Source organism: Streptomyces lanatus (genome assembly GCF_014655715.1).
GTDB lineage: Bacteria > Actinomycetota > Actinomycetes > Streptomycetales > Streptomycetaceae > Streptomyces > Streptomyces lanatus.
The window spans coordinates 237,149-255,897 of record NZ_BNBM01000006.1 but is presented as its reverse complement, the minus strand read 5'-3'; the positions used below and the strand labels follow the sequence as shown (position 1 = coordinate 255,897).

20 protein-coding genes are annotated in these 18,749 nt (G+C 68.5%); 9 read left to right on the top strand and 11 right to left on the bottom strand.

Going from position 1 to position 18,749, the window contains the following annotated elements:
* Nucleotides 1-310: 310 nt before the first annotated feature.
* The 4 genes from IE325_RS18580 to IE325_RS18565 form a co-directional block, all read right to left on the bottom strand.
* A complete protein-coding gene (locus IE325_RS18580) occupies nucleotides 311-748 on the bottom strand; it encodes an SsgA family sporulation/cell division regulator (RefSeq protein ID WP_062707976.1) in 438 nt (145 codons plus the stop codon).
* Nucleotides 749-845: 97 nt separating this feature from the next.
* The gene (locus tag IE325_RS18575) at nucleotides 846-1,643 is read right to left on the bottom strand and encodes an IclR family transcriptional regulator (protein WP_373315184.1); all 798 of its coding nucleotides are present in this window, start codon (nucleotides 1,641-1,643) and stop codon (nucleotides 846-848) included.
* Between the two features lie 258 nt (nucleotides 1,644-1,901).
* Complete coding sequence (locus IE325_RS18570) at nucleotides 1,902-2,114, bottom strand: DUF5326 family protein (protein WP_190071059.1); 213 nt, start codon at nucleotides 2,112-2,114, stop codon at nucleotides 1,902-1,904.
* 175 nt (nucleotides 2,115-2,289) lie between these two features.
* Nucleotides 2,290-2,607, bottom strand: a complete 318-nt coding sequence (locus IE325_RS18565) for a cupin domain-containing protein (protein WP_030957560.1) — start codon at nucleotides 2,605-2,607, stop codon at nucleotides 2,290-2,292.
* A 60-nt stretch (nucleotides 2,608-2,667) separates the two neighbouring features.
* Here IE325_RS18565 and IE325_RS18560 point away from each other — a divergent pair, with 60 nt between their 5' ends.
* From IE325_RS18560 to IE325_RS18540, 5 genes are all read left to right on the top strand, one after another.
* Nucleotides 2,668-3,045: a phage holin family protein gene (locus tag IE325_RS18560; RefSeq protein WP_190071058.1), complete on the top strand. Its 378-nt coding sequence runs from the start codon at nucleotides 2,668-2,670 to the stop codon at nucleotides 3,043-3,045.
* A gap of 7 nt (nucleotides 3,046-3,052) precedes the next feature.
* Nucleotides 3,053-3,544: a low molecular weight protein-tyrosine-phosphatase gene (locus tag IE325_RS18555; RefSeq protein WP_190071057.1), complete on the top strand. Its 492-nt coding sequence runs from the start codon at nucleotides 3,053-3,055 to the stop codon at nucleotides 3,542-3,544.
* Nucleotides 3,541-4,689, top strand: coding sequence for a cystathionine gamma-lyase (locus tag IE325_RS18550; RefSeq protein WP_190071056.1), 1,149 nt, complete (start codon nucleotides 3,541-3,543; stop codon nucleotides 4,687-4,689). Before IE325_RS18555 ends, IE325_RS18550 begins: the two co-directional genes overlap by 4 nt.
* Nucleotides 4,690-4,948: 259 nt before the next feature.
* Nucleotides 4,949-5,854 carry a LysR family transcriptional regulator gene (locus IE325_RS18545; RefSeq protein ID WP_190071055.1) on the top strand — a complete coding sequence of 302 codons (906 nt, stop codon included), beginning with the start codon at nucleotides 4,949-4,951 and terminating at the stop codon, nucleotides 5,852-5,854.
* 158 nt (nucleotides 5,855-6,012) lie between these two features.
* Nucleotides 6,013-6,495 carry an NUDIX domain-containing protein gene (locus IE325_RS18540; protein WP_148000301.1) on the top strand — a complete coding sequence of 161 codons (483 nt, stop codon included), beginning with the start codon at nucleotides 6,013-6,015 and terminating at the stop codon, nucleotides 6,493-6,495.
* Nucleotides 6,496-6,527: 32 nt separating this feature from the next.
* On the opposite strand, the gene IE325_RS18535 is transcribed toward IE325_RS18540, so the two are convergent.
* On the bottom strand, nucleotides 6,528-8,255 hold the full coding sequence (locus tag IE325_RS18535) for a globin domain-containing protein (protein WP_190071054.1): 1,728 nt from the start codon (nucleotides 8,253-8,255) through the stop codon (nucleotides 6,528-6,530).
* A gap of 414 nt (nucleotides 8,256-8,669) precedes the next feature.
* Nucleotides 8,670-9,302 carry an HAD family hydrolase gene (locus tag IE325_RS18530; RefSeq protein ID WP_190071053.1) on the bottom strand — a complete coding sequence of 211 codons (633 nt, stop codon included), beginning with the start codon at nucleotides 9,300-9,302 and terminating at the stop codon, nucleotides 8,670-8,672.
* 231 nt (nucleotides 9,303-9,533) lie between these two features.
* Here IE325_RS18530 and IE325_RS18525 point away from each other — a divergent pair, with 231 nt between their 5' ends.
* Entirely contained in the window at nucleotides 9,534-10,400 is an 867-nt protein-coding gene (locus IE325_RS18525) for a GNAT family N-acetyltransferase (RefSeq protein WP_190071052.1), read from the top strand.
* An 85-nt stretch (nucleotides 10,401-10,485) separates the two neighbouring features.
* On the opposite strand, the gene IE325_RS18520 is transcribed toward IE325_RS18525, so the two are convergent.
* Together IE325_RS18520 and IE325_RS18515 are read right to left on the bottom strand one after the other, a co-directional pair.
* Nucleotides 10,486-10,908 (bottom strand): GlcG/HbpS family heme-binding protein, encoded by a 423-nt coding sequence (locus IE325_RS18520; protein ID WP_190071051.1) that lies wholly within the window; start codon nucleotides 10,906-10,908, stop codon nucleotides 10,486-10,488.
* A gap of 172 nt (nucleotides 10,909-11,080) precedes the next feature.
* The gene (locus IE325_RS18515) at nucleotides 11,081-12,292 is read right to left on the bottom strand and encodes an MFS transporter (protein ID WP_190071050.1); all 1,212 of its coding nucleotides are present in this window, start codon (nucleotides 12,290-12,292) and stop codon (nucleotides 11,081-11,083) included.
* 140 nt (nucleotides 12,293-12,432) lie between these two features.
* Here IE325_RS18515 and IE325_RS18510 point away from each other — a divergent pair, with 140 nt between their 5' ends.
* Nucleotides 12,433-12,891, top strand: coding sequence for a MarR family winged helix-turn-helix transcriptional regulator (locus IE325_RS18510; protein ID WP_190071049.1), 459 nt, complete (start codon nucleotides 12,433-12,435; stop codon nucleotides 12,889-12,891).
* Nucleotides 12,892-12,900: 9 nt separating this feature from the next.
* On the top strand, nucleotides 12,901-13,353 hold the full coding sequence (locus tag IE325_RS18505; RefSeq protein WP_190071048.1) for a GNAT family N-acetyltransferase: 453 nt from the start codon (nucleotides 12,901-12,903) through the stop codon (nucleotides 13,351-13,353).
* Nucleotides 13,354-13,402: 49 nt separating this feature from the next.
* Here the strand turns inward: IE325_RS18505 and IE325_RS18500 are convergent, their stop codons facing one another.
* Complete coding sequence (locus tag IE325_RS18500; protein ID WP_190071047.1) at nucleotides 13,403-14,794, bottom strand: serine hydrolase domain-containing protein; 1,392 nt, start codon at nucleotides 14,792-14,794, stop codon at nucleotides 13,403-13,405.
* 73 nt (nucleotides 14,795-14,867) lie between these two features.
* Nucleotides 14,868-16,346: a replicative DNA helicase gene (gene dnaB, locus IE325_RS18495; protein WP_190071046.1), complete on the bottom strand. Its 1,479-nt coding sequence runs from the start codon at nucleotides 16,344-16,346 to the stop codon at nucleotides 14,868-14,870.
* Nucleotides 16,347-16,805: 459 nt separating this feature from the next.
* On the opposite strand from dnaB, the gene IE325_RS18490 reads away from it, so the two are divergent.
* Nucleotides 16,806-18,143 carry an MATE family efflux transporter gene (locus IE325_RS18490; protein WP_190071045.1) on the top strand — a complete coding sequence of 446 codons (1,338 nt, stop codon included), beginning with the start codon at nucleotides 16,806-16,808 and terminating at the stop codon, nucleotides 18,141-18,143.
* Between the two features lie 159 nt (nucleotides 18,144-18,302).
* On the opposite strand, the gene rplI is transcribed toward IE325_RS18490, so the two are convergent.
* Nucleotides 18,303-18,749: a 50S ribosomal protein L9 gene (gene rplI, locus IE325_RS18485; RefSeq protein ID WP_190071044.1), complete on the bottom strand. Its 447-nt coding sequence runs from the start codon at nucleotides 18,747-18,749 to the stop codon at nucleotides 18,303-18,305.

The window sequence follows — 18,749 nt, the reverse complement described above, 5'->3', positions numbered from 1 at the left end:
CAAGCTGCGACGGAATCGGCGCCCCGGAGAAGCGACGGCACAAACGGTGTCCCACGGAAGCAACAGCGAGAACGGCACCCCGAGAAGAACACCACTCCGCACCCCGGCGAGAACACCACCCCGGCCCCCCGGAAAACACCACCGCCGAAGGACCAACCACCGCCCCGCCACTGACGCCTGACCGCCCCTCCCACCCCGACCGACGCCGCCCATCCGGCGGAGCGCGAATCACACCCGGCGCAGAGGAAGCGCTCCCACGCGCCCCTCGCGCGCCGCTGAAGCGTTACGCCACCCCGATCGGTGACGGCCTTCACCCGGCGCTCTGCTCCTCCGCCAGGATGCGGTCCAGGGCCTCGTCGAGGTGGGCGTCGAAGTCGGCCAGCGCGCCCTCCTGCCCGAGCGGCACCAGCTTGTCGGTGCGGTCCAGGAAGGCCACGAGCGGCGCCACCGACGAGCGGAACAGTGCCTGGTCGGCGCCGACCTGAAGCCGGATCAGAACGTCGCCCAGCGTCTCGGAACCGGCCGGTGAGACCCGTACGTCACCCTCCCCGCATGGCCTGCCCACGCCGTCCACCAGCAGCTCCCGACCGAAGGCCCAGGTCACGGGGGCATCACCGGGCAGGTGGAAGGTCAGTCGTACCGCGTAGGGATCACAGGTCTCGTAGCGCAGCTCCACCGGGATGCGGAAGGAGAGCTCCTCGGAGACGAGAAAGCTCATCATGACCTCTGCCTGTACGGACTCGCGCATCGCCTACCCCGTCGGTTGCCTTCGACTGGCCGGGACCAAACCCCGAGCCTGGTGGAATCTTGCTGAACGTACACGAGAGATCACAAGGAGTGAGTTTTCAGATACTGATAGAGATCGCCAGTGACCCCAGGAGACGCCCCACCTCGTCCTGCAACTGCCGCGTGGCCGACAGCAGCCGGTCGGCCTGTTCGACGGGCAGGGAGATGGCCATCGTCGCGGCCGTGGTGCCCACCGTGATCGGGATCGCCGCGCACACCGTGCCCAGCGCGTACTCCTGGCGCTCGGTCACCGGCTCCATCCTGCGCATCCGTTCGAGACGGCGGAGCAGGGTGCGGCTGTCACGGACGGTGTACGGGGTGAGGGCCAGCACGGGATGGCGCTCGAGGTGATCGCGCCGGGCGTCCTCGTCGAGCTGGGACAGCAGGCACTGGCCGATAGCGTGCGCATGGCCGGTCCCGCGGAAGTCGGCCCATTCCTCGACCGCCGGATTGCCGGGGGTGTCGGAGACGCACACGACCTCGATCTCGCCGTCGCGGTACTGGGCGTAGTACACGGGCACCCCGATGGCGTCCCGGCACTGGGCGAGCGCGTCGGCGACCGTGCTGCGACGTTTCTGCTCGGCTCCGCTGCTGCTCAGCCGCACAGCCGCCTCACCGAGGAAGAACAGCCCTTTGTCGCGGCGCAGATAGCCCTCGTGCACCAGCGTGCGCAGGAGGTGGTATGCCGTGGGCAGTGCCAGGCCCGTCTCACGGGCGAGTTGCTTGGCGGGGGCGCCGTACGAGTGTCCGGCGACGCATTCCAGCAGGCGCATCGCGCGCTGGACGGAGCCGATGAGCGTCGAGGAGTTCGAAGGTTCGGAGGGTTCCGGGGAGGCCTGCCGCGGCACCTGGGGCACGGAGGAGCACGGCCGTCCGGGGGGTGAGTGGGGTTGTGAGGGTGCGGTGTCTACCGTGGCCAAGGGTCACTCCCGAAGCGCGAGGAGGGCAGCCCGTGCTGAGGAACACGGGAGGGGTGCACGCCGCTCGCGGGGTCATCCCGCGTCGATTTCCGGACTCTATTGGTCCGTCACCGCACACAGACGCCCTGTCCGGGAAACTTCCCTCGCCCGAGGGAACCGGTGATTCCTGTTACCGCCTCCCGGTTCCCACAGCCCTCACCAGTCGCTGCGTGACGAAGAGCTCGACATGAACTTCCGTACGACGTAGATCAGTCCACCGACCAGCGCGACAAAGACCAGCAGCTTGAAGAGCAGTCCGATCACAAAGCCGACGACGCTGGCTATCAGCCCGCCGAACACGACCAGGGCGATGACCGGCACCGCGATCCACTTCACCCACCACGGCAGTCCTGCGAAGATCTCACCCATCGCCCTCGTCCTTACCTCTCCGCCCGTCCTGTGCCGGGTCCTGATCCCGCGAATCCGCATTGCGCGAATCTGCTGATTACCTGCACTCGATGCTAGGACGGGCAGAGCCCCGGCGGGGGCCTCGCAGCCCTTGTCCTCCCCTGATCGATCCCCTAGGGAACCCCGAGGCCAGAGGTCAGCTCTCGGGCGGAGAGAACATCACGAGCACCCGGAGGTCCTCGCTGATGTGGTGGAACTTATGGGCGACCCCGGCCGGCACGTACACCACGCTGCCGCGCGCCACGTTGGTGGTCTCCATGCCGACGGTGATCTGGGCGCGGCCGCTCACAACGAAGTAGACCTCGTCCTGGTTGTGCGGGCTCTGTGGATCGTGCTCACCGGCGTTGAGCGCGTACAGACCGACCGACATGTTCCGCTCCCGCAGAAACTGCAGGTAGGCGCCCTCATTGGCGGCGCGCTCCGCCTCCAGTTCATCCAGCCGGAATGCCTTCATCGCTGTCGTCCGCCCTCATCCCCGTGCTCTTGGCCGATTTCGTCTGCCACGATCAGACACATGAAGAATTTCGTAGTCAAGACGATCGCCAACGCGGGCGCCCTGGCGGTCGCCGTCTGGCTGCTCGACAAGATCACCCTGACCGGTGACAGCACGGGCAAGAAGATCGGCACCCTGGTCCTCGTCGCACTGATCTTCGGCCTGGTGAACTTCCTGGTCAAGCCGATAGTCAAGCTCTTCAGTCTGCCTCTGCTCATTCTGACGCTCGGCCTGTTCACACTGGTCGTCAACGCGCTGATGCTGCTGCTGACCTCATGGCTCGCCGACAAGGTCGACCTGAGCTTCCATGTGGACGGCTTCTGGACGGCCGTGCTCGGCGGCCTGATCATCTCGATCGTCTCCTGGGCGCTCAACCTCGCCCTGCCCGACGGAGACTGAGCATCCGATGACCTACCGCGTCTGCTTCGTCTGCACCGGCAATATCTGCCGCTCGCCGATGGCCGAGTCCGTCTTCCGCTCCCGCGTCGAGGACGCCGGACTCGACGACCGGGTCGAGGTCGACAGCGCCGGTACCGGCGGCTGGCACGAGGGCGATCCGGCGGACCCGCGCACCGTCTCCGTCCTGGAGGAGCACGGCTACGGCAGCGGCCACGCGGCCCGGCAGTTCCAGCCGTCCTGGTTCGCCCGCCTCGACCTCGTCATCGCCCTCGACTCGGGCCACCTCAAGGCCCTGCGGCGCCTCGCTCCGTCGCCGGAGGACGCGGCGAAGGTACGGATGCTGCGCTCCTACGACCCCGCGGCCGGCGACGACCTCGATGTGCCGGACCCGTACTACGGCGGCAGGGACGGCTTCGAGGAGTGCCTGGAGATGGTGGAGGCGGCAAGCACGGGCCTCCTCGCGGAGGTTCGGGAACAAGTGGAGGGACAGGCGGCATGAGCGGTAGGGATCCCCAGGGACCGGCCACCGGCGACGGCACGCGCGCGGTGCGGGCCGGACTGCCCGAGCCGGTGAAGTACGAGCCGACCATGCCGGGTCCGGTGTTCGCCGCCCACTTCCACCTCCCGGGCGAGCCCACGGGGCCGTACACCTACGGCCGCGACGAGAACCCGACCTGGACCCATCTCGAGCGCGCCATCGGCGAGTTGGAGGCGCCGAGGGAGGACGGTGTCGAGACGCTGGTCTTCCCCTCGGGCATGGCCGCCACCTCGGCGGTGCTCTTCTCCCAGCTGCGGGCCGGGGACGTGGCCGTCCTGCCCAGCGACGGCTACCAGGCGCTGCCGCTGGCCCGCGCCCAGTTGGAGGCGTTCGGCATCGAGGTGCGCACCGCACCGACCGGGGGCGACGCCCAGCTCGGCGCCCTGGACGGAGCGAAGCTGCTGTGGATCGAGACCCCGTCGAACCCGGGCCTCGACGTGTGCGACATCCCACGGCTCGTCGAGGCGGCACACGCGCGTGGCGCCCGCGTCGCCGTCGACAACACCCTCGCGACACCGCTCGGCCAGCGGCCCCTGGAGCTCGGCGCCGACTTCTCGGTGGCCAGCGGCACCAAGCAGCTCACGGGGCATGGCGACGTACTGCTGGGATACGTCACCGGCCGCGACGCCGAGGCCATGGCGGCCGTACGGCGCTGGCGCAAGGTCGCCGGGGCGATCGCCGGTCCCATGGAAGCGTGGCTCGCGCACCGCTCCCTCGCCACGCTCCAGTTGCGCGTGGAGCGGCAGAACGCCAATGCCCTGGCGATCGCCGAGGCGCTGCGGGACCGGCCCGAGGAGCTCGGGGTGCGCTATCCGGGGCTGCCGGGCGACCCCTCGTACAAGATCGCCTCGCAGCAGATGCGGCGCTTCGGCTGTGTGGTGTCCTTCACGCTGCCCACGCGCGCGCGTGCCGAGCGATTCCTGGACGCCCTGCGGCTCGTCGACGACGCGACCAGCTTCGGCGGGGTCCGGTCCACGGCCGAGCGGCGCGGACGCTGGGGCGGCGACGCCGTACCGGAGGGCTTCATCCGTATGTCGGTCGGTGCCGAGGACCCCGAGGATCTGGTGGCGGATGTGCTGCGCGCCCTGGACGAATCGGCCGAGTGACCGGGCTTCCTCTCGCATCGGCCGAGTGACCGGCGCTTTCCCGCATCGGTCGGTGTCCCGATACGTAGAACGGGCGGTCCGAGCCTCCCCCCTCGTGGCTCGGACCGCCCTCGGTTCTGCGCGCGAAGAACCGCGCGAACAAGGCTAGTTGACTCTCTGTCAGTGTCCAATCACAGTAGCGACAGCGACCTATCGACTTATTTATAGTTGGGCCCTGCTCTGGGGATCAGGAGAAGGGCGGGGAAGGGGAGCGTCTGGTATGGATCTGGCCTTGTTGCGCACCTTTGTGACCGTGCACCGGGCCGGTTCCTTCACCCGCGCCGCCGCGCTGCTCGGGCTGTCGCAGCCGGCCGTGACCTCGCAGATCCGCACCTTGGAGCGGCAGTTGGGCCGCCCTCTGTTCCTACGGCAGGCCCGCGGGGTCACGCCGACGACCATCGGCGACGAACTCGCCCACAAGGCCGCGCCCCATCTCGACGCCCTGGTGGAGATCGCCGAGACGGGCCTCGACGACGAGTCCTCCTTACGATCGCTGCACCTCGCGGGCCCTCCCGAGTTCACCGCCGAGCGCGCGCTGCCCGCGCTCACCGAGCTGACCGGCGAGTACGGCCAGGGCTTCGCCTTGCGGGCGTCCTTCGGCAATGCCGAGGAAACCCTGGAAGGGCTTGCCGCCGGGCATCACGATCTGGCCATCAGTACGGCCCGTCCGCGCGGCGCTCTGCTCACGGCGACTGCGCTCTGCGACGAGGAGCACGTCCTTGTCGCCTCACCCCGCTGGGTCGACCGGATCGGCGCGGGGCAGCTTCACCACAAGGGAGCGCACGCGCTGGAGGACGTCCCGGTGGTGGAGGTGCATGAGTCCCTCCCGTTCGTCTCCCGTTACTGGGCTTCGGTCTACGACTCCCGTCCCGCCGCCCCGGGCACCGTGATCGTCCCCGATCTGCGCGCGGTGCTCGCCTGCGCGGTCGCGGGAGCGGGGCTGGCGGTACTGCCCCGGTATCTGTGCGGGGACGCCCTGGCCGGCGGCGAGGTCGTCGCCCTGCACGATCCGCCGGTGCCGCCGCTGCGGACGTACTTCCTTGTGGTCCGCACCGGCACACTGGCGATGCCGCATATCGCGCGGGCCCATGAGTGGCTGCAGCGGGCGGCTACCGACTGGGGCTGAGGGGCTGAGGGTCCGGGAATGCTCTCCAGCGGGACTCCAGCGGCTCCGAGGTTGACTCGAGCGGGCCTGAGCAGGGTTTTTGCGGTCGTCACGCCGTGAGCTCGACCGGTGACTTTTCGCGATGTTTCACGTGGAACCAGCCGGGCCACATTTCTCCCATGACCGTCCGACCCGTGGTCAAGCGCACCGCCCGTGCCGTTCTGCTGGATGGCGATGACCTGATCCTGATCAAGCGCACCAAGCCCGGCATGGACCCGTACTGGCTCACGCCCGGTGGCGGCGTCGAACCGACGGACTCGACCGTCGTCGATGCCCTGCATCGTGAGGTCTACGAGGAACTCGGCGCCAAGATCACCGATGTCGTCCCCTGCTTCGTCGACACCGTCGAGCACATCGGCGAGGACGGCGGTGCGACCGGTGTGAAGGTGCAGCACTTCTTCGTCTGCCGTCTGGGGTCCATGGACACGTCCTTGCGGCACGGGCCCGAAGTGGACGAACCCATCGGCGAGTACGAGATCGTGCGAGTGCCGTTCACCCGGGTCGGGATCGCCTCCGTCCATCTGGTGCCGCTGTCGCTGCGGCACTACCTCGACGGGAACATCGAGGGCGTCCGCGCCATGCACGCCCCCGACCTGGGCTGACCACCTACGGCGGCGTCGCCTCGGTTCACGGGTCAGTTCGCGGCGACAAGCTCCTCCACCGAGTCATGGCGTATGCGCTCGACCGGGATACCGATGTCCCTCAGTACGTCGACACCGCTGCGGATCATTCCGGGCGGGCCGGAGACATAGGCGTCGTACTCGGTCCAGGGTCCGTACTGCCGTATGGCTTCGGGAAGCTGGAGCAGTCCGTGCCGGTCCACGACCGGGCGGACCTCCAGCCAGGGGTGGGACTGCTTTAGCCGCAGCATCGTGTCGATGTCGTACAGGTCCTGGTCGCTGCGGGCGCCGTAGAAGACCTCGACCGACCGTCGCTCGCCGTGCTCGGCGACGTCCTCGACCAGTGCCTTGATGGGCGCTATACCGGTGCCTCCGCCCACACAGAGGAGGCCGCTGTCGGTGGTGTGGTCCACGGTCATGGAACCGGCCGGCGGGCCGAGCCGGATGATGTCGCCCGGCCGGGCGCGGTGCACCAACGCGTTGGAGACCCAGCCAGCCGGGACGGCCTTCACATGGAACGTCAGCAGGCCGTCGGAGCGGGGCGCGCAGGCGAAGGAGTAGTGCCGCCAGATCCTGGGCCACCAGGGCGTCTCCAGGCTTGTGTACTGCCCGGCGAGGAAGGGATAGGGCTGGTCGGGGCGGACGGTGACCACGGCGACGTCGGATGTTCTCAGCTCGTGCGACACGACCTCGGCGTACCACCAGGCGGGGGCGCGCAGTTCGTCCGCGGCCGCGGCGTCGATCATGACCTGCGAGATCGTCGTGTAGGTGCGGACCCAGGCGGCCTCCGTCTCGCCGTCCCAGACGCCGGCGGCGTACTTGCTGAGCGCGCCGATGAGGCACTCGCCAACGGCCGGGTAGTGCTCGGGCCGGGTGCCGTACTTGCGATGGCCGCGGCCGAGGTTCTGCAGATAGTCGACGAGGACAGGCTTGTTGTCGATGTGCTCGGCGGCGGTGAGCAGGGCCTTGAGCAGCCGGTCGCGCTGAGTGTCCATCGCGGCCGGGAACAGGGTCCGCAGGTCGGGGTGGCGTACGAAGAGCAGCGCGTAGAAGTACGACGTGACCTTGTCGGCCACGGGCCCGACCTCTGCCATCGTCCGGCGGATCAGAACGGCGTCCGGGGAGGCGGGTTGGGCCGGGGCGGAGCGCTGGGTCGGCACGTGCAGCTGAGGGGCGGGGTGTGCGACTGGGGTGGGTGGCGCGGGTGGGGTGTGGGGTGCCTGGCCCGGAGTGGGGGTGGCGGCGGGGGGCGTTGTGCGCGGCGCGAACGTTGAGGTGGCGGTAGCGGCAGACGGCGCTTGGCGGGGCGCGAAAGCGGGAGTGTCAGTGGGGGGCGCCTGGCGTGGTGCGAAGGCTGGAGTGTCGGCGGCCGGCGCCTGGCGCGGTGCGGAGGCTGGGGTGGTCACGGTCGTCGGGTGCGGGGGCGGTATGTGACCCGACAGGGGCCGCTCGGGCGTCGCTATCGCCGCCGGCGCCCCTCCGTACGGGGCCGTCGCTCCGTCGTGCGTGCGCTGCGCGTCATCGGAGTCGACGTGAGTGTCGGGGCCGCTGTCCTGGGACGACGGGGCCTTGTCGTCGTCCGTGGCCTGCCTGCCCACCGGGCGCAGCGCGGCCAGACGCCTGCCCTCGGCCGTCTCCTGTTCACTGCCCGGGGTCGTCGCCGGCTGCTTGCGCGGCGTGAACCAGCCGCTCCCGCCGCCGGAAGTGCCGTTGTCGGCCGACGCGGTGGTCGGAGCGTCCATGGTGTGCCTCGCCTCGAACATCTTTCGGTCGGTCTGCGCACTTCCTCATTCGGAAGGTGCCTGCTTCCCCGCGACGGCTTGCATTCCCCGTTCGTTGCCGCGATCCAATACGGCCACATTCAACCCGTATTCACACCCGGTACGGACAAGTAGGGCGAGAGTGTGACATTGGCCGCAGTACTCTCATCGCAGCCTCCCACCGCACATCGGCGCCCGGGCCTCATAACCGAGAATGCGGGTCTTCGATCTCTCCGTCCCATTAGGCTGCTTTGCCTTGTGCTCGACCCGCGCCGGAAACCTGCATCACAGCTCGGACACGAACCGGAGTCGACCATACCGGCCGTCGCCCCGATCACAAGTCCCCCCTTGCTCCCTCACGAAATGGGCGAGGGGACGAACGGCCATTTCCTTCGATTACCGGCCGCTGCGCACCAATTCATAGGCTTCCCACAGATCCATCCCCATGTAGGAGTGCGTCGCGAGTCCGGCCAGATGCCGGTCCGCGTTGACCGCGACGGATACCGGGACGGCGCCGAACAGCGCTTTGTCCGACTGTGAGTCGCCATAGGCGACGCACTCGTCCCGTGTCACTCCGAACTCCGCGCAGAGCCGATCGGCGATACGAACCTTCGCCTCGGCGTTGAGAACTCCCGCCGGATCCACGGGCTCGGTGAACGGCACAGCCGGAAAGCGGGAACCGTACGCCGCGTGCGCGCCCCAGCCCGTCAGCCGCTCCACGAAGAAGGAGGGCGAGAGCGAGACGACGGCGCAGTAGTCGCCCTGTCCCCTGATCTCCGCCCAGACCTCACGGATCCGGGCCAGCCAAGGAGCACCCTCGAACGCGGCCGATACATGGGCCTCGGTGAGCTCGGCCCACAGTGCGTGCACCCGCTGCGCGTACTCCGGAGGGCCGATCAGCCCTGCCGAGATCTCCCGGTCGAGCGCGACGGTCTCCGTCTCCAGCCCGAGCTGTCGTGAGATCTCCACGGGCGCGGATGTTCCATGCAGGAGCGTGCCGTCCAGATCGAAAAGGTGAAGTCTCGCCATGGGGAATGAGGCTACTGGCGTGTGCTCTCGGTCCTTGAGCCCTCGTTCCTTGCAGTCCCGAGAGCATTGTTGAAACGCTCTTGATGGATGCTCGCCGTTCGCCCATGTTTCACGTGAAACACCCAGCGTCTCCCCACCGGCTGTGCGGTCGACCACGACATGGCCAAAAGCTCGTACGTCTCCCCGGAAACAGGTGGACGACCAGGGCAGTCGTCAGACAGCCTGACCTGCGTGCCGACTCCTTCCCTCGCCGCTCTGCCCATCCGCCGTCTGACGCCTCGCGACCTCACCGCCTGCGCCGACTTGTCCGAGGACCGGGGTTGGCCCCGTGAGGAACACAAGTGGGGATTCCTCCTCACAGCCGGGAAGGGCTACGGGATCGACGACCCCGATGGCGGGCTCGTCAGCGCCTGCGTCATCACGGAGTACGGACCGCAGGAGCGCCCCGATCTGGGAGCCATCGGCATGGTGCTGGTCGCCGAACGGCATGCCCGCCAGGGCATCGGACGCCGGCTGATGCGTCACGTCGTCGACGCGATGGGCACGACGCCCCTGACGCTGCACTCGACTCCGTACGGCCGACCCCTCTACGAGGAACTCGGCTTCAAGGTCACCGGCCGTGCGGAGATGCTGCGCGGGCACTTCACGCCCGGTCCTTCGAAGTCCCCGGTCGCCACGCGTGCGGTCACCGCCGAGGATCTCAGCACCATCGTGCGGCTCGACGAGGAGGTGTTCGGCACCGATCGCACGCACATCATCACGCGGCTGCCCGCCTTCGCGGACCAGCTACGGGTCGCCGAGGAGAACGGGCGGATCATCGGGTACGTGGGCGCCTGGCCCAACATGGAGACGCAGGTCGTGGGTCCACTGATCGCCCGCGACACCGAGACCGCGAAGGCGCTCATCGCCTCCCTCGCCGCCCACACCGACCGACCGCTGCGCACCGACATCGACGTACGCCATGAGGAACTGCTGGCTTGGGCGAAGGAACGCGGCCTGGTCTCCGTCGCCTTCAACTCCGTCATGGCGTACGGCATCTCGGAACTGCCCGGCGACTGGACTCGCCGGTTCGCTCCGCTGACGGTCGCAGCGGGCTGAGGCGGTCCACCGCGGACGCGAGCAGGCATACGGAAACGCCGACCCCATCTGGGGCCGGCGTTTCCTCTTCGAGCCGGACGAGCCGTCAGGCGAGCGCCTCGGTGGCGGTCGTCGCGAACCGGTGGTCCTGCTCGGGCGCGCCACCACCGACACCGATCGCACCGATCAGCCGGCCGTCCCGGTGGATCGGCACTCCGCCGGCGATGAACAGCAGCGGTCGATCGAGAGCCGTGGGCAGCGTGTGGAAGAGCGCGCCGGGCTGTACGGCGTCGACGAGATCGGCGGTCGGGGCATCGAGCTGCACTGCCGTGTAGGCCTTGCGGGTGCTGGTCTCACCGGAGATCAGCACGGCTCGGTCGTCCCGCCGGAAGGCGAGCAGATGGCCTCCGGCGTCCAGGACCGTGACGCTCACGGTCACCCCGGCCTCCTCGGCGGCCCGGTGTGCGGCGGCGACGAGGAGGTCGGCGTCCTGGGTGGTCAGCGGGGTGACTGCGGTGGCGGTGCTCATGGGGGGTCTCCTTGCGGTGGTGCTGAGGTGGGGCGGAGCGGAGTGATGCTGCGCCGAGGGAGTCGGTCTGGTGCCGAGCTGTGAGGGACGGTGAGGAACGGTCTGGTGCTGGACAAGGGCTGTCACAGCGCCGGATGTGCGGGGGCGGCCCTGACCCCGCACACCGGTCGGCTCAGTGGTGTACGGCGGCTCGCTGCTCGGCGGGCGCGGCGCTCGTGACGACGGTGCTGGAGACGGCTCCGTCGCGGCGCTCCAGTGCGGCCGAGAGGACTGCCAGCAGCAGCGCGGCGGCGGCGAGGGCGGCGCCGACCCAGTTGGGGGACGTGTAGCCGAAGCCGGCCGAGATCACGATGCCGCCGAGCCAGGCGGAGAGCGCGTTGCCGAGGTTGAAGGCACCGATGTTCACGGCCGAGGCCAGCGTCGGGGCGCCGTGTGCCTGGTCCAGGACGCGCTTCTGCAGCGGCGGAACGGTGGCGAAGCCCAGTGCGCCGATCAGCGCGATGGTGACGGCCGCGAGGACCTTGTTCTGCGCCGTGAGCGTGAAGAGCGCGAGCACGACGGCGAGAGCGCCCAGGGAGATGTAGAGCATGGGCATCAGCGCGCGGTCGGCGTACTTGCCGCCGATCAGGTTGCCGCCGACCATGCCGAGCCCGAAGAGGACCAGCAGCCAGGTGACGGAGCCGTCGGCGAAGCCGGCGACATGGGTCATCATCGGCGCGATGTAGGTGATGGCCGCGAAGACGCCGCCGAAGCCGAGGACCGTCATCGCCATGGCGAGCAGGACCTGGGTGTTCTTGAAGGCGGCCAGCTCATGGCGCAGCCGTACGCCCTGGGGCTTGGGCATGTCGGGGACGAGCTTGGCGATGCCGAACAGGCCGACCACGCCGAGGGCCGCGACGATGCCGAAGGTGATGCGCCAGCCCGCGGACTGTCCGACGAACGTGCCGAGCGGAACACCGACGACATTGGCGACGGTCAGACCGGTGAACATCATCGCGATGGCTCCGGCCTTCTTGTCCGGGGCGACCAGATCGGCCGCGACGACCGAACCGATGCCGAAGAAGGCACCGTGGGCGAGCGAGGCGATCACACGGCCGATCAGCATCACGGCGAAGCCGGGGGCGACGGCGGACAGCAGGTTGCCGACGATGAAGAGCCCCATCAGCACCATCAGCATCCGCTTGCGGGAGACCTTGGTGCCGAGCACGGTCATCAGCGGAGCGCCGAGGACGACGCCGAGGGCGTAGCCGGTCACGAGGAAGCCGGCGGTGGGGATGGGGACTCCGAAGTCGCTCGCGACCTCGGGCAGCAAGCCCATGATCACGAACTCGGTCGTACCGATTCCGAAGGCCCCGATCGCGAGGGCCAGAAGCGCGAGAGGCATGGAGGGGTAGCACCTTCCGAAGATTGCAGGAGCGCTTTACGCTTGAAGACAATACTTGCAGACGCGGCATACTTGCAAGCGCAGGCTATTGCGATCCCGCTCTACGCTGGCTCCAGCCGCTCCGGGACGGAGAAAACGACATGACAGCGACGGATCCCGCGCTCACCGCACTCGCCCAGGGCTGGTGCGCCCTCTCCCTGCTGCACGGCAGGATCGAGACACATATCGAACGCGCCCTGCAGACCCGCCACGACCTCAGCGTGCGCGAGTACTCCCTCCTCGACGTCCTCAGCCGCCAGCACAACGGCGACGGCGGCCACCTCCAGATGAAACAGGTCGCCGACGCCGTCGTCCTCAGCCAGAGCGCCACCACCCGCCTCGTCACCCGCCTCGAAGACCGCGGCCTGCTCTCCCGCTACCTCTGCCCCACCGACCGCCGAGGCATCTACACCGACGTCACCGACACCGGCCTCCAACTCCTCCAAGAAGCCCGCCCCACCAACGACACCGCCCTACGCGAAGCCCTCGACCAAGCCGCCAAGAACCCCGAACTCGCCCCCCTGGTCCGAGTCGTGGAGTCACTTCCGGCACCCGCATAAGGTGCAGCCATGGGAGATCTTGAGATACGCCCCGCTGTCGTCGACGACGTCCCCGCGATCGTCGGCATGCTCGCGGACGACCCACTGGGCGCCCGGCGTGAGTCGCTCGACGACCTGACCCCCTACCTCCCCGCGTTCGAGCGGCTCAGCAGCGATCCAAACCAGCACCTGGTCGTCGCCGTCCGCGAGGGCCGCGTCGTCGGCACACTCCAGCTCACGGTCATCCCCGGCCTGTCCCGGCGCGGCTCCACCAGGTCGATCATCGAAGCCGTACGCATTCACAGCGACGAACGCGGCAGCGGCCTCGGCACACAGCTCATCGAGTGGGCGATCGACGAATCCCGGCGCCTCGACTGCCAGCTGGTGCAGCTGACCTCCGACAAGAGCCGTATGGATGCCCACCGCTTCTATGAGCGGCTCGGTTTCACGGCCTCGCACATGGGCTTCAAGCTGGAGCTATGAAACGCCGAAGCGCCTGTTTCACGTGAAACAGGCGCTTCGCCACCATGGATCAGGCCGGGCCGATCCCCCGCCACCCGTCGGGATCCACTCCACCCGGCACGGCAGCCCCCTCGTCGTACGGCTGGCGCGTGAAAACGAACGACCCGAGGTCCAGATGGTCGACGGTCCCGTCCGAGCGTCGTACGGCCTTCAGAAGCTCGCCGGCGTAATAGCCCTCCAGTCCCGTCCATGTGCCGTCACCATGGGGCCGGAACCGTGAGCGGCGGCCCTTGTCGGACAACGGCTCCAAGGAGACCAGTCCATCGGCCGACAACCGCAACGCGAAGGCGTGCGTCCCCCAGTACCACTGCCCCGCCAGCTCCAGCACCGCCGGATCGACTTCCGGCATCGGACGCCACGGCTCGGGAATCCGCGGCTCTGCCTCGGCGACGACACGGACGAGGTCGGCGGCGACGGAGAACAGCAGTGGCCCGGACGTGCAGTTGGCCAGGACGACAGCGGCGAGATCGTCCTCGACACTCACCGTGAGACAGGCCAGGAAGCCCGGCAGGGAGCCCGAGTGCCCGATGAGAGTCCTGCCGTCCTGGTGCCGGATCTCCAGACCCAGGCAGTAGGCGTAACCACTCGCCACGTCCGCCGCCTCCTGCGGGGCCGCCGGCGTCCTCATCTCCTCCAGCGACTCTGCGCTCAGCACCAGGTCGTCGCCCTTGATCAGGAAGGCCGCGAACTTCGCCAAGTCAGCCGTGGTCGACCAGAGTTGACCGGCGGATGCCATACGGCCGAGGTCCTCGGTCGGCTCGGGAAGCATCACATCGGCCCAGGGGTGCACAGCCCACCCTCCGGCATGCGGTGCCTGAGGTCGTGTACTCGTGCGGTCCAGGCCCAGGGGTTCGAGCACTTCACGCCGGAGTACGTCCTCCCACGGAGCTCCCCGCAGCTTCTCGACCAGCGCACCCAGCAACGTATAGCCGGGGTTCGAGTAGTGGAACCGGCGCCCTGACGGATGCAGGAAGGGCTGTTCACCGAGGACGTCGGACAGCTCCGGCCGCAAGGAACCCGGGGTCCGCTCCCACCATGGCGCGGGCGACTCGGCCGCCAACCCGCTGGTGTGCGCGAGCAGTTCGGCGATGGTGGCCTCCCCCGCGCCGGTACCCGGCAGATGCTTCTCCAGAGGGTCACCGAGGGCAAGCAGGCCCTCGTCGCGCAGTCGCAGGACGAGAACTGCGGTGAAGGTCTTGGTGATCGAGCCGATGCGGTACTGCACATCCTGGTCCGGCGCATGCCCGTCCACCGAGGTACGCGAACCGTGCCACACCGCCCGGCCGCCTCGCACGACCGCGGCCACCAATGAGGGCGCCCGCCCTTCGGACTGGGCGACGGCGATGCGGTGCAGCAGCGCGCGGCGGGTAGCGGGAAGCAACTCGTCCTGAGATGTCGTCATGCACCCCAGTCCACCCCGGCGGCCGCTCTTGAGTCGAGCGCATTACCGTCGCGCCCTCCGCCGGGGACACGGATCAGGTCTGCGCCATGTCCACGAACCGCGAGTAGTGGCCCTGGAAGGCGACCGTGATCGTCGCCGTCGGACCGTTACGGTGCTTGCCCACGATGATGTCCGCCTCGCCTGCGCGCGGCGACTCCTTCTCATAGGCGTCCTCGCGGTGCAGCAGGATCACCATGTCGGCGTCCTGCTCGATGGAGCCGGACTCACGCAGGTCGGACACCATCGGCTTCTTGTCCGTGCGCTGCTCGGGACCACGGTTGAGCTGCGAGAGCGCGATCACCGGGACCTCCAGCTCCTTCGCCAGGAGCTTGAGGTTACGGGACATGTCCGAGACCTCCTGCTGACGGCTCTCGGAACGCTTCGAACCACCGGACTGCATCAGCTGCAGATAGTCGATGATCACGAGCTTGATGTCATTGCGCTGCTTGAGCCGTCGGCACTTCGCGCGGATCTCCATCATCGACAGGTTCGGGGAGTCGTCGATGTAGAGCGGCGCCGCCGAGACCTCGGGCATCCGGCGCGCCAGCCGGGTCCAGTCCTCGTCCGTCATCGTCCCGGAACGCATGTGGTGCAGGGCCACTCGCGCCTCGGCCGACAGCAGACGCATCGCGATCTCGTTGCGCCCCATTTCCAGGGAGAAGATGACGCTCGCCAGGTTGTTCTTGATCGACGCCGCCCGCGCGAAGTCCAGCGCGAGTGTGGACTTACCCATGGCGGGGCGGGCCGCGATGACGATCATCTGGCCCGGGTGCAGCCCGTTGGTGAGTGAGTCGAGGTCGGTGAACCCGGTGGGTACACCGGTCATCTCACCGGTGCGCGAGCCGATCGCCTCGATCTCGTCGAGCGCGCCCTCCATGATGTCGCCGAGCGGGAGATAGTCCTCGCTGGTGCGCTGTTCGGTGACGGCGTAGATCTCGGCCTGGGCGCGGTTGACGATCTCGTCGACGTCGTCGTCGGCCGCGTATCCCATCTGTGTGATGCGGGTACCGGCCTCGACCAGACGGCGCAGCACCGCCCGCTCATGGACGATCTCCGCGTAGTACTCGGCGTTGGCCGCCGTCGGCACCGTCTGGACGAGGGTGTGCAGATACGAGGCGCCGCCGACCTTGTTGATCTCACCTCGCTTGGTGAGCTCGGCGGCGATGGTGATGGGGTCGGCCGGCTCACCCTTGGCATAGACGTCGAGGATCGCCTGGAAGATCGTCTCGTGCGCCGGCTTGTAGAAGTCGTGGCCCTTGATGACCTCGACCACATCGGCGATGGCGTCCTTGGACAGGAGCATGCCGCCGAGGACGGACTGCTCGGCGTCGAGGTCCTGCGGCGGGACCCGCTCGAAGGTCGAACCGCCACCCTCCCACTCGCCGTTGTCCCGGCCGCGGTCATGCTGCTCGTCGCGTCCTCGGCCACCGTCACCGCGTCGGCGGGAGGCGGGCAGACGATCACTGGGACCGCTGTCGGCCCACGGGTCGTCCAAGGGCTCGGAAATGCTCACCGAGCCACCTCCTCCCGTCCGCCGAGCGGACCTCGCCGTGCCTCTCTGTTCTACGGCACGCCACTGACAAATAAGAGGCCCAACTCCGGTTCTGGCACGTCGGTTTTGTGACGCTTTCACGGCCGAAAGACGGAGCGGGCGCCGGACCACGGTAGGCCCGCGGGCACCGTCAGCCAATCTGGTTATCCACAGGCCATGTGGACGACGGCCCGGATGCTGTGGAGAACTCCTCAAAACCTGTGCACGAGCCGGTGGACAGCCCTGTGAACAAGCTCGGACCGATTCCCAAGGGCCCCCTCTGACCTGCACATTTACCATCCACCGGCTGTGCAGAAGAAAAACTTCCCCAGTCGGACCAAGATCGCTTCGAACGGTGCGCGAAAGCACACGATGCGAGACGACAAGTAAGGGTCACTACCGGATTGCATCTCTTACCTGTGGACGATTAGATTGGTGGCCATGACACAGGCCCCCGCGACACCCAAGGCTGCCCGGCGACAGCACGATCGAGAGATCGTCGCGCTGGCCGTGCCGGCCTTCGGCGCACTCGTCGCCGAGCCCCTCTTCGTCATGGCCGACAGTGCCATCGTCGGCCATCTCGGCACAGCACAGCTCGCCGGGCTCGGGGTCGCTTCGGCCCTCCTCATGACGGCCGTCAGTGTCTTCGTCTTCCTCGCCTACGCCACCACAGCGGCGGTCGCCCGACGTGTCGGCGCCGGTGACCTCCAGGCGGCGATACGCCAGGGCATGGACGGCATCTGGCTGGCCATCCTCCTGGGTGTCGCCGTCATCGCGGTCGTCCTGCCCACAGCGCCGTTTCTCGTAGAACTCTTCGGCGCCTCGGACACCGCGGCCCCGTACGCGACGACCTACCTACGGATCTCGGCACTCGGCATACCGGCCATGCTCGTCGTCCTTGCCGCCACCGGCGTCCTGCGCGGCCTCCAGGACACCAAAACCCCGCTCTACGTCGCCGTGGCGGGCTTCATCGCCAACGCCGTCCTGAACGTGGGCCTCGTCTACGGCGCCGACCTCGGCATCGCAGGATCCGCCTGGGGCACGGTCATCGCCCAGTTCGGCATGGCCGCGATCTATCTCGTGGTGGTCGTTCGCGGTGCCCGCAAGCACGGCGCCTCCCTTCGTCCCGACTCGGCGGGCATCAGGGCCTCCGCGCAGGCCGGAGTACCTCTGCTGGTCCGCACGCTCTCGCTGAGGGCGATCCTCATGATCGCGACCGCCGTCGCGGCTCGACTCGGCGACGCAGACATCGCGGCGCACCAGATCATCCTCTCGCTCTGGAGCCTGCTCGCCTTCGCTCTGGATGCCATCGCCATCGCCGGGCAAGCCATCATCGGCAGATATCTGGGCGCCGGCGACGCCGAGGGCGCCCGAGCCGCCTGCCGTCGCATGGTGGAGTGGGGCATCGCAGCGGGCGTCGTCCTGGGCCTGCTCGTGGTGGTCTCCCGGCCGCTCTTCCTGCCGTTGTTCACCAGCGACTCGTTCGTCAAGGACGCTGCCCTGCCCGCCCTTCTCGTGGTGGCGCTCTCCCAGCCGATCTGCGGCGTCGTCTTCGTCCTGGACGGCGTCCTCATGGGAGCAGGAGACGGCCCCTACCTCGCCTGGGCCATGGTGCTCACCCTGGCCGTGTTCACACCGGTCGCGCTACTCGTCCCCGCGCTCGGCGGCGGGCTCACCGCGGTCTGGGCAGCCATGACGCTGATGATGACGGTGCGCATGCTGACGCTGTGGCTGCGCAGCCGTTCGGGCCGCTGGATCGTCACGGGCGCGACGCGCTGACTGTTTCACGTGAAACACGCTGTTTCACGTGAAACGGACGCGGCGCCCGTGAAGGCCGTCGCCCCTTGCCGAGCCGCACATCCGTCCGCCGCACAGCGAAGGGGCCGTACCCGATGGGGTACGGCCCCTTCATTCAGCTGTTCAAGCTGAGCGCAGCGATCAGGCCGCGACGACCTCGATGTTGACCTTGGCGGCAACCTCGGGGTGCAGACGCACGGACGTCTCGTGGGCGCCCAGGGTCTTGATCGGGGAGCCCAGCTCAATGCGGCGCTTGTCGACCTCGGGGCCACCGGCAGCCTTGATCGCGGAAGCGACGTCGGCCGGAGTGACGGAACCGAAGAGACGACCGGCGTCGCCGGAGCGGACGGCCAGACGGACCTTCACACCTTCGAGCTGGGCCTTGACAGCGTTGGCCTGCTCGATGGTCTGGATCTCGTGGATCTTGCGAGCGCGACGGATCTGCTCGACGTCCTTCTCGCCACCCTTGGTCCAGCGGATAGCGAACTTCCGCGGGATCAGGTAGTTGCGAGCGTAACCGTCCTTGACGTCGACGACGTCGCCCGCGGCGCCGAGGCCGGAGACCTCGTGGGTGAGGATGATCTTCAT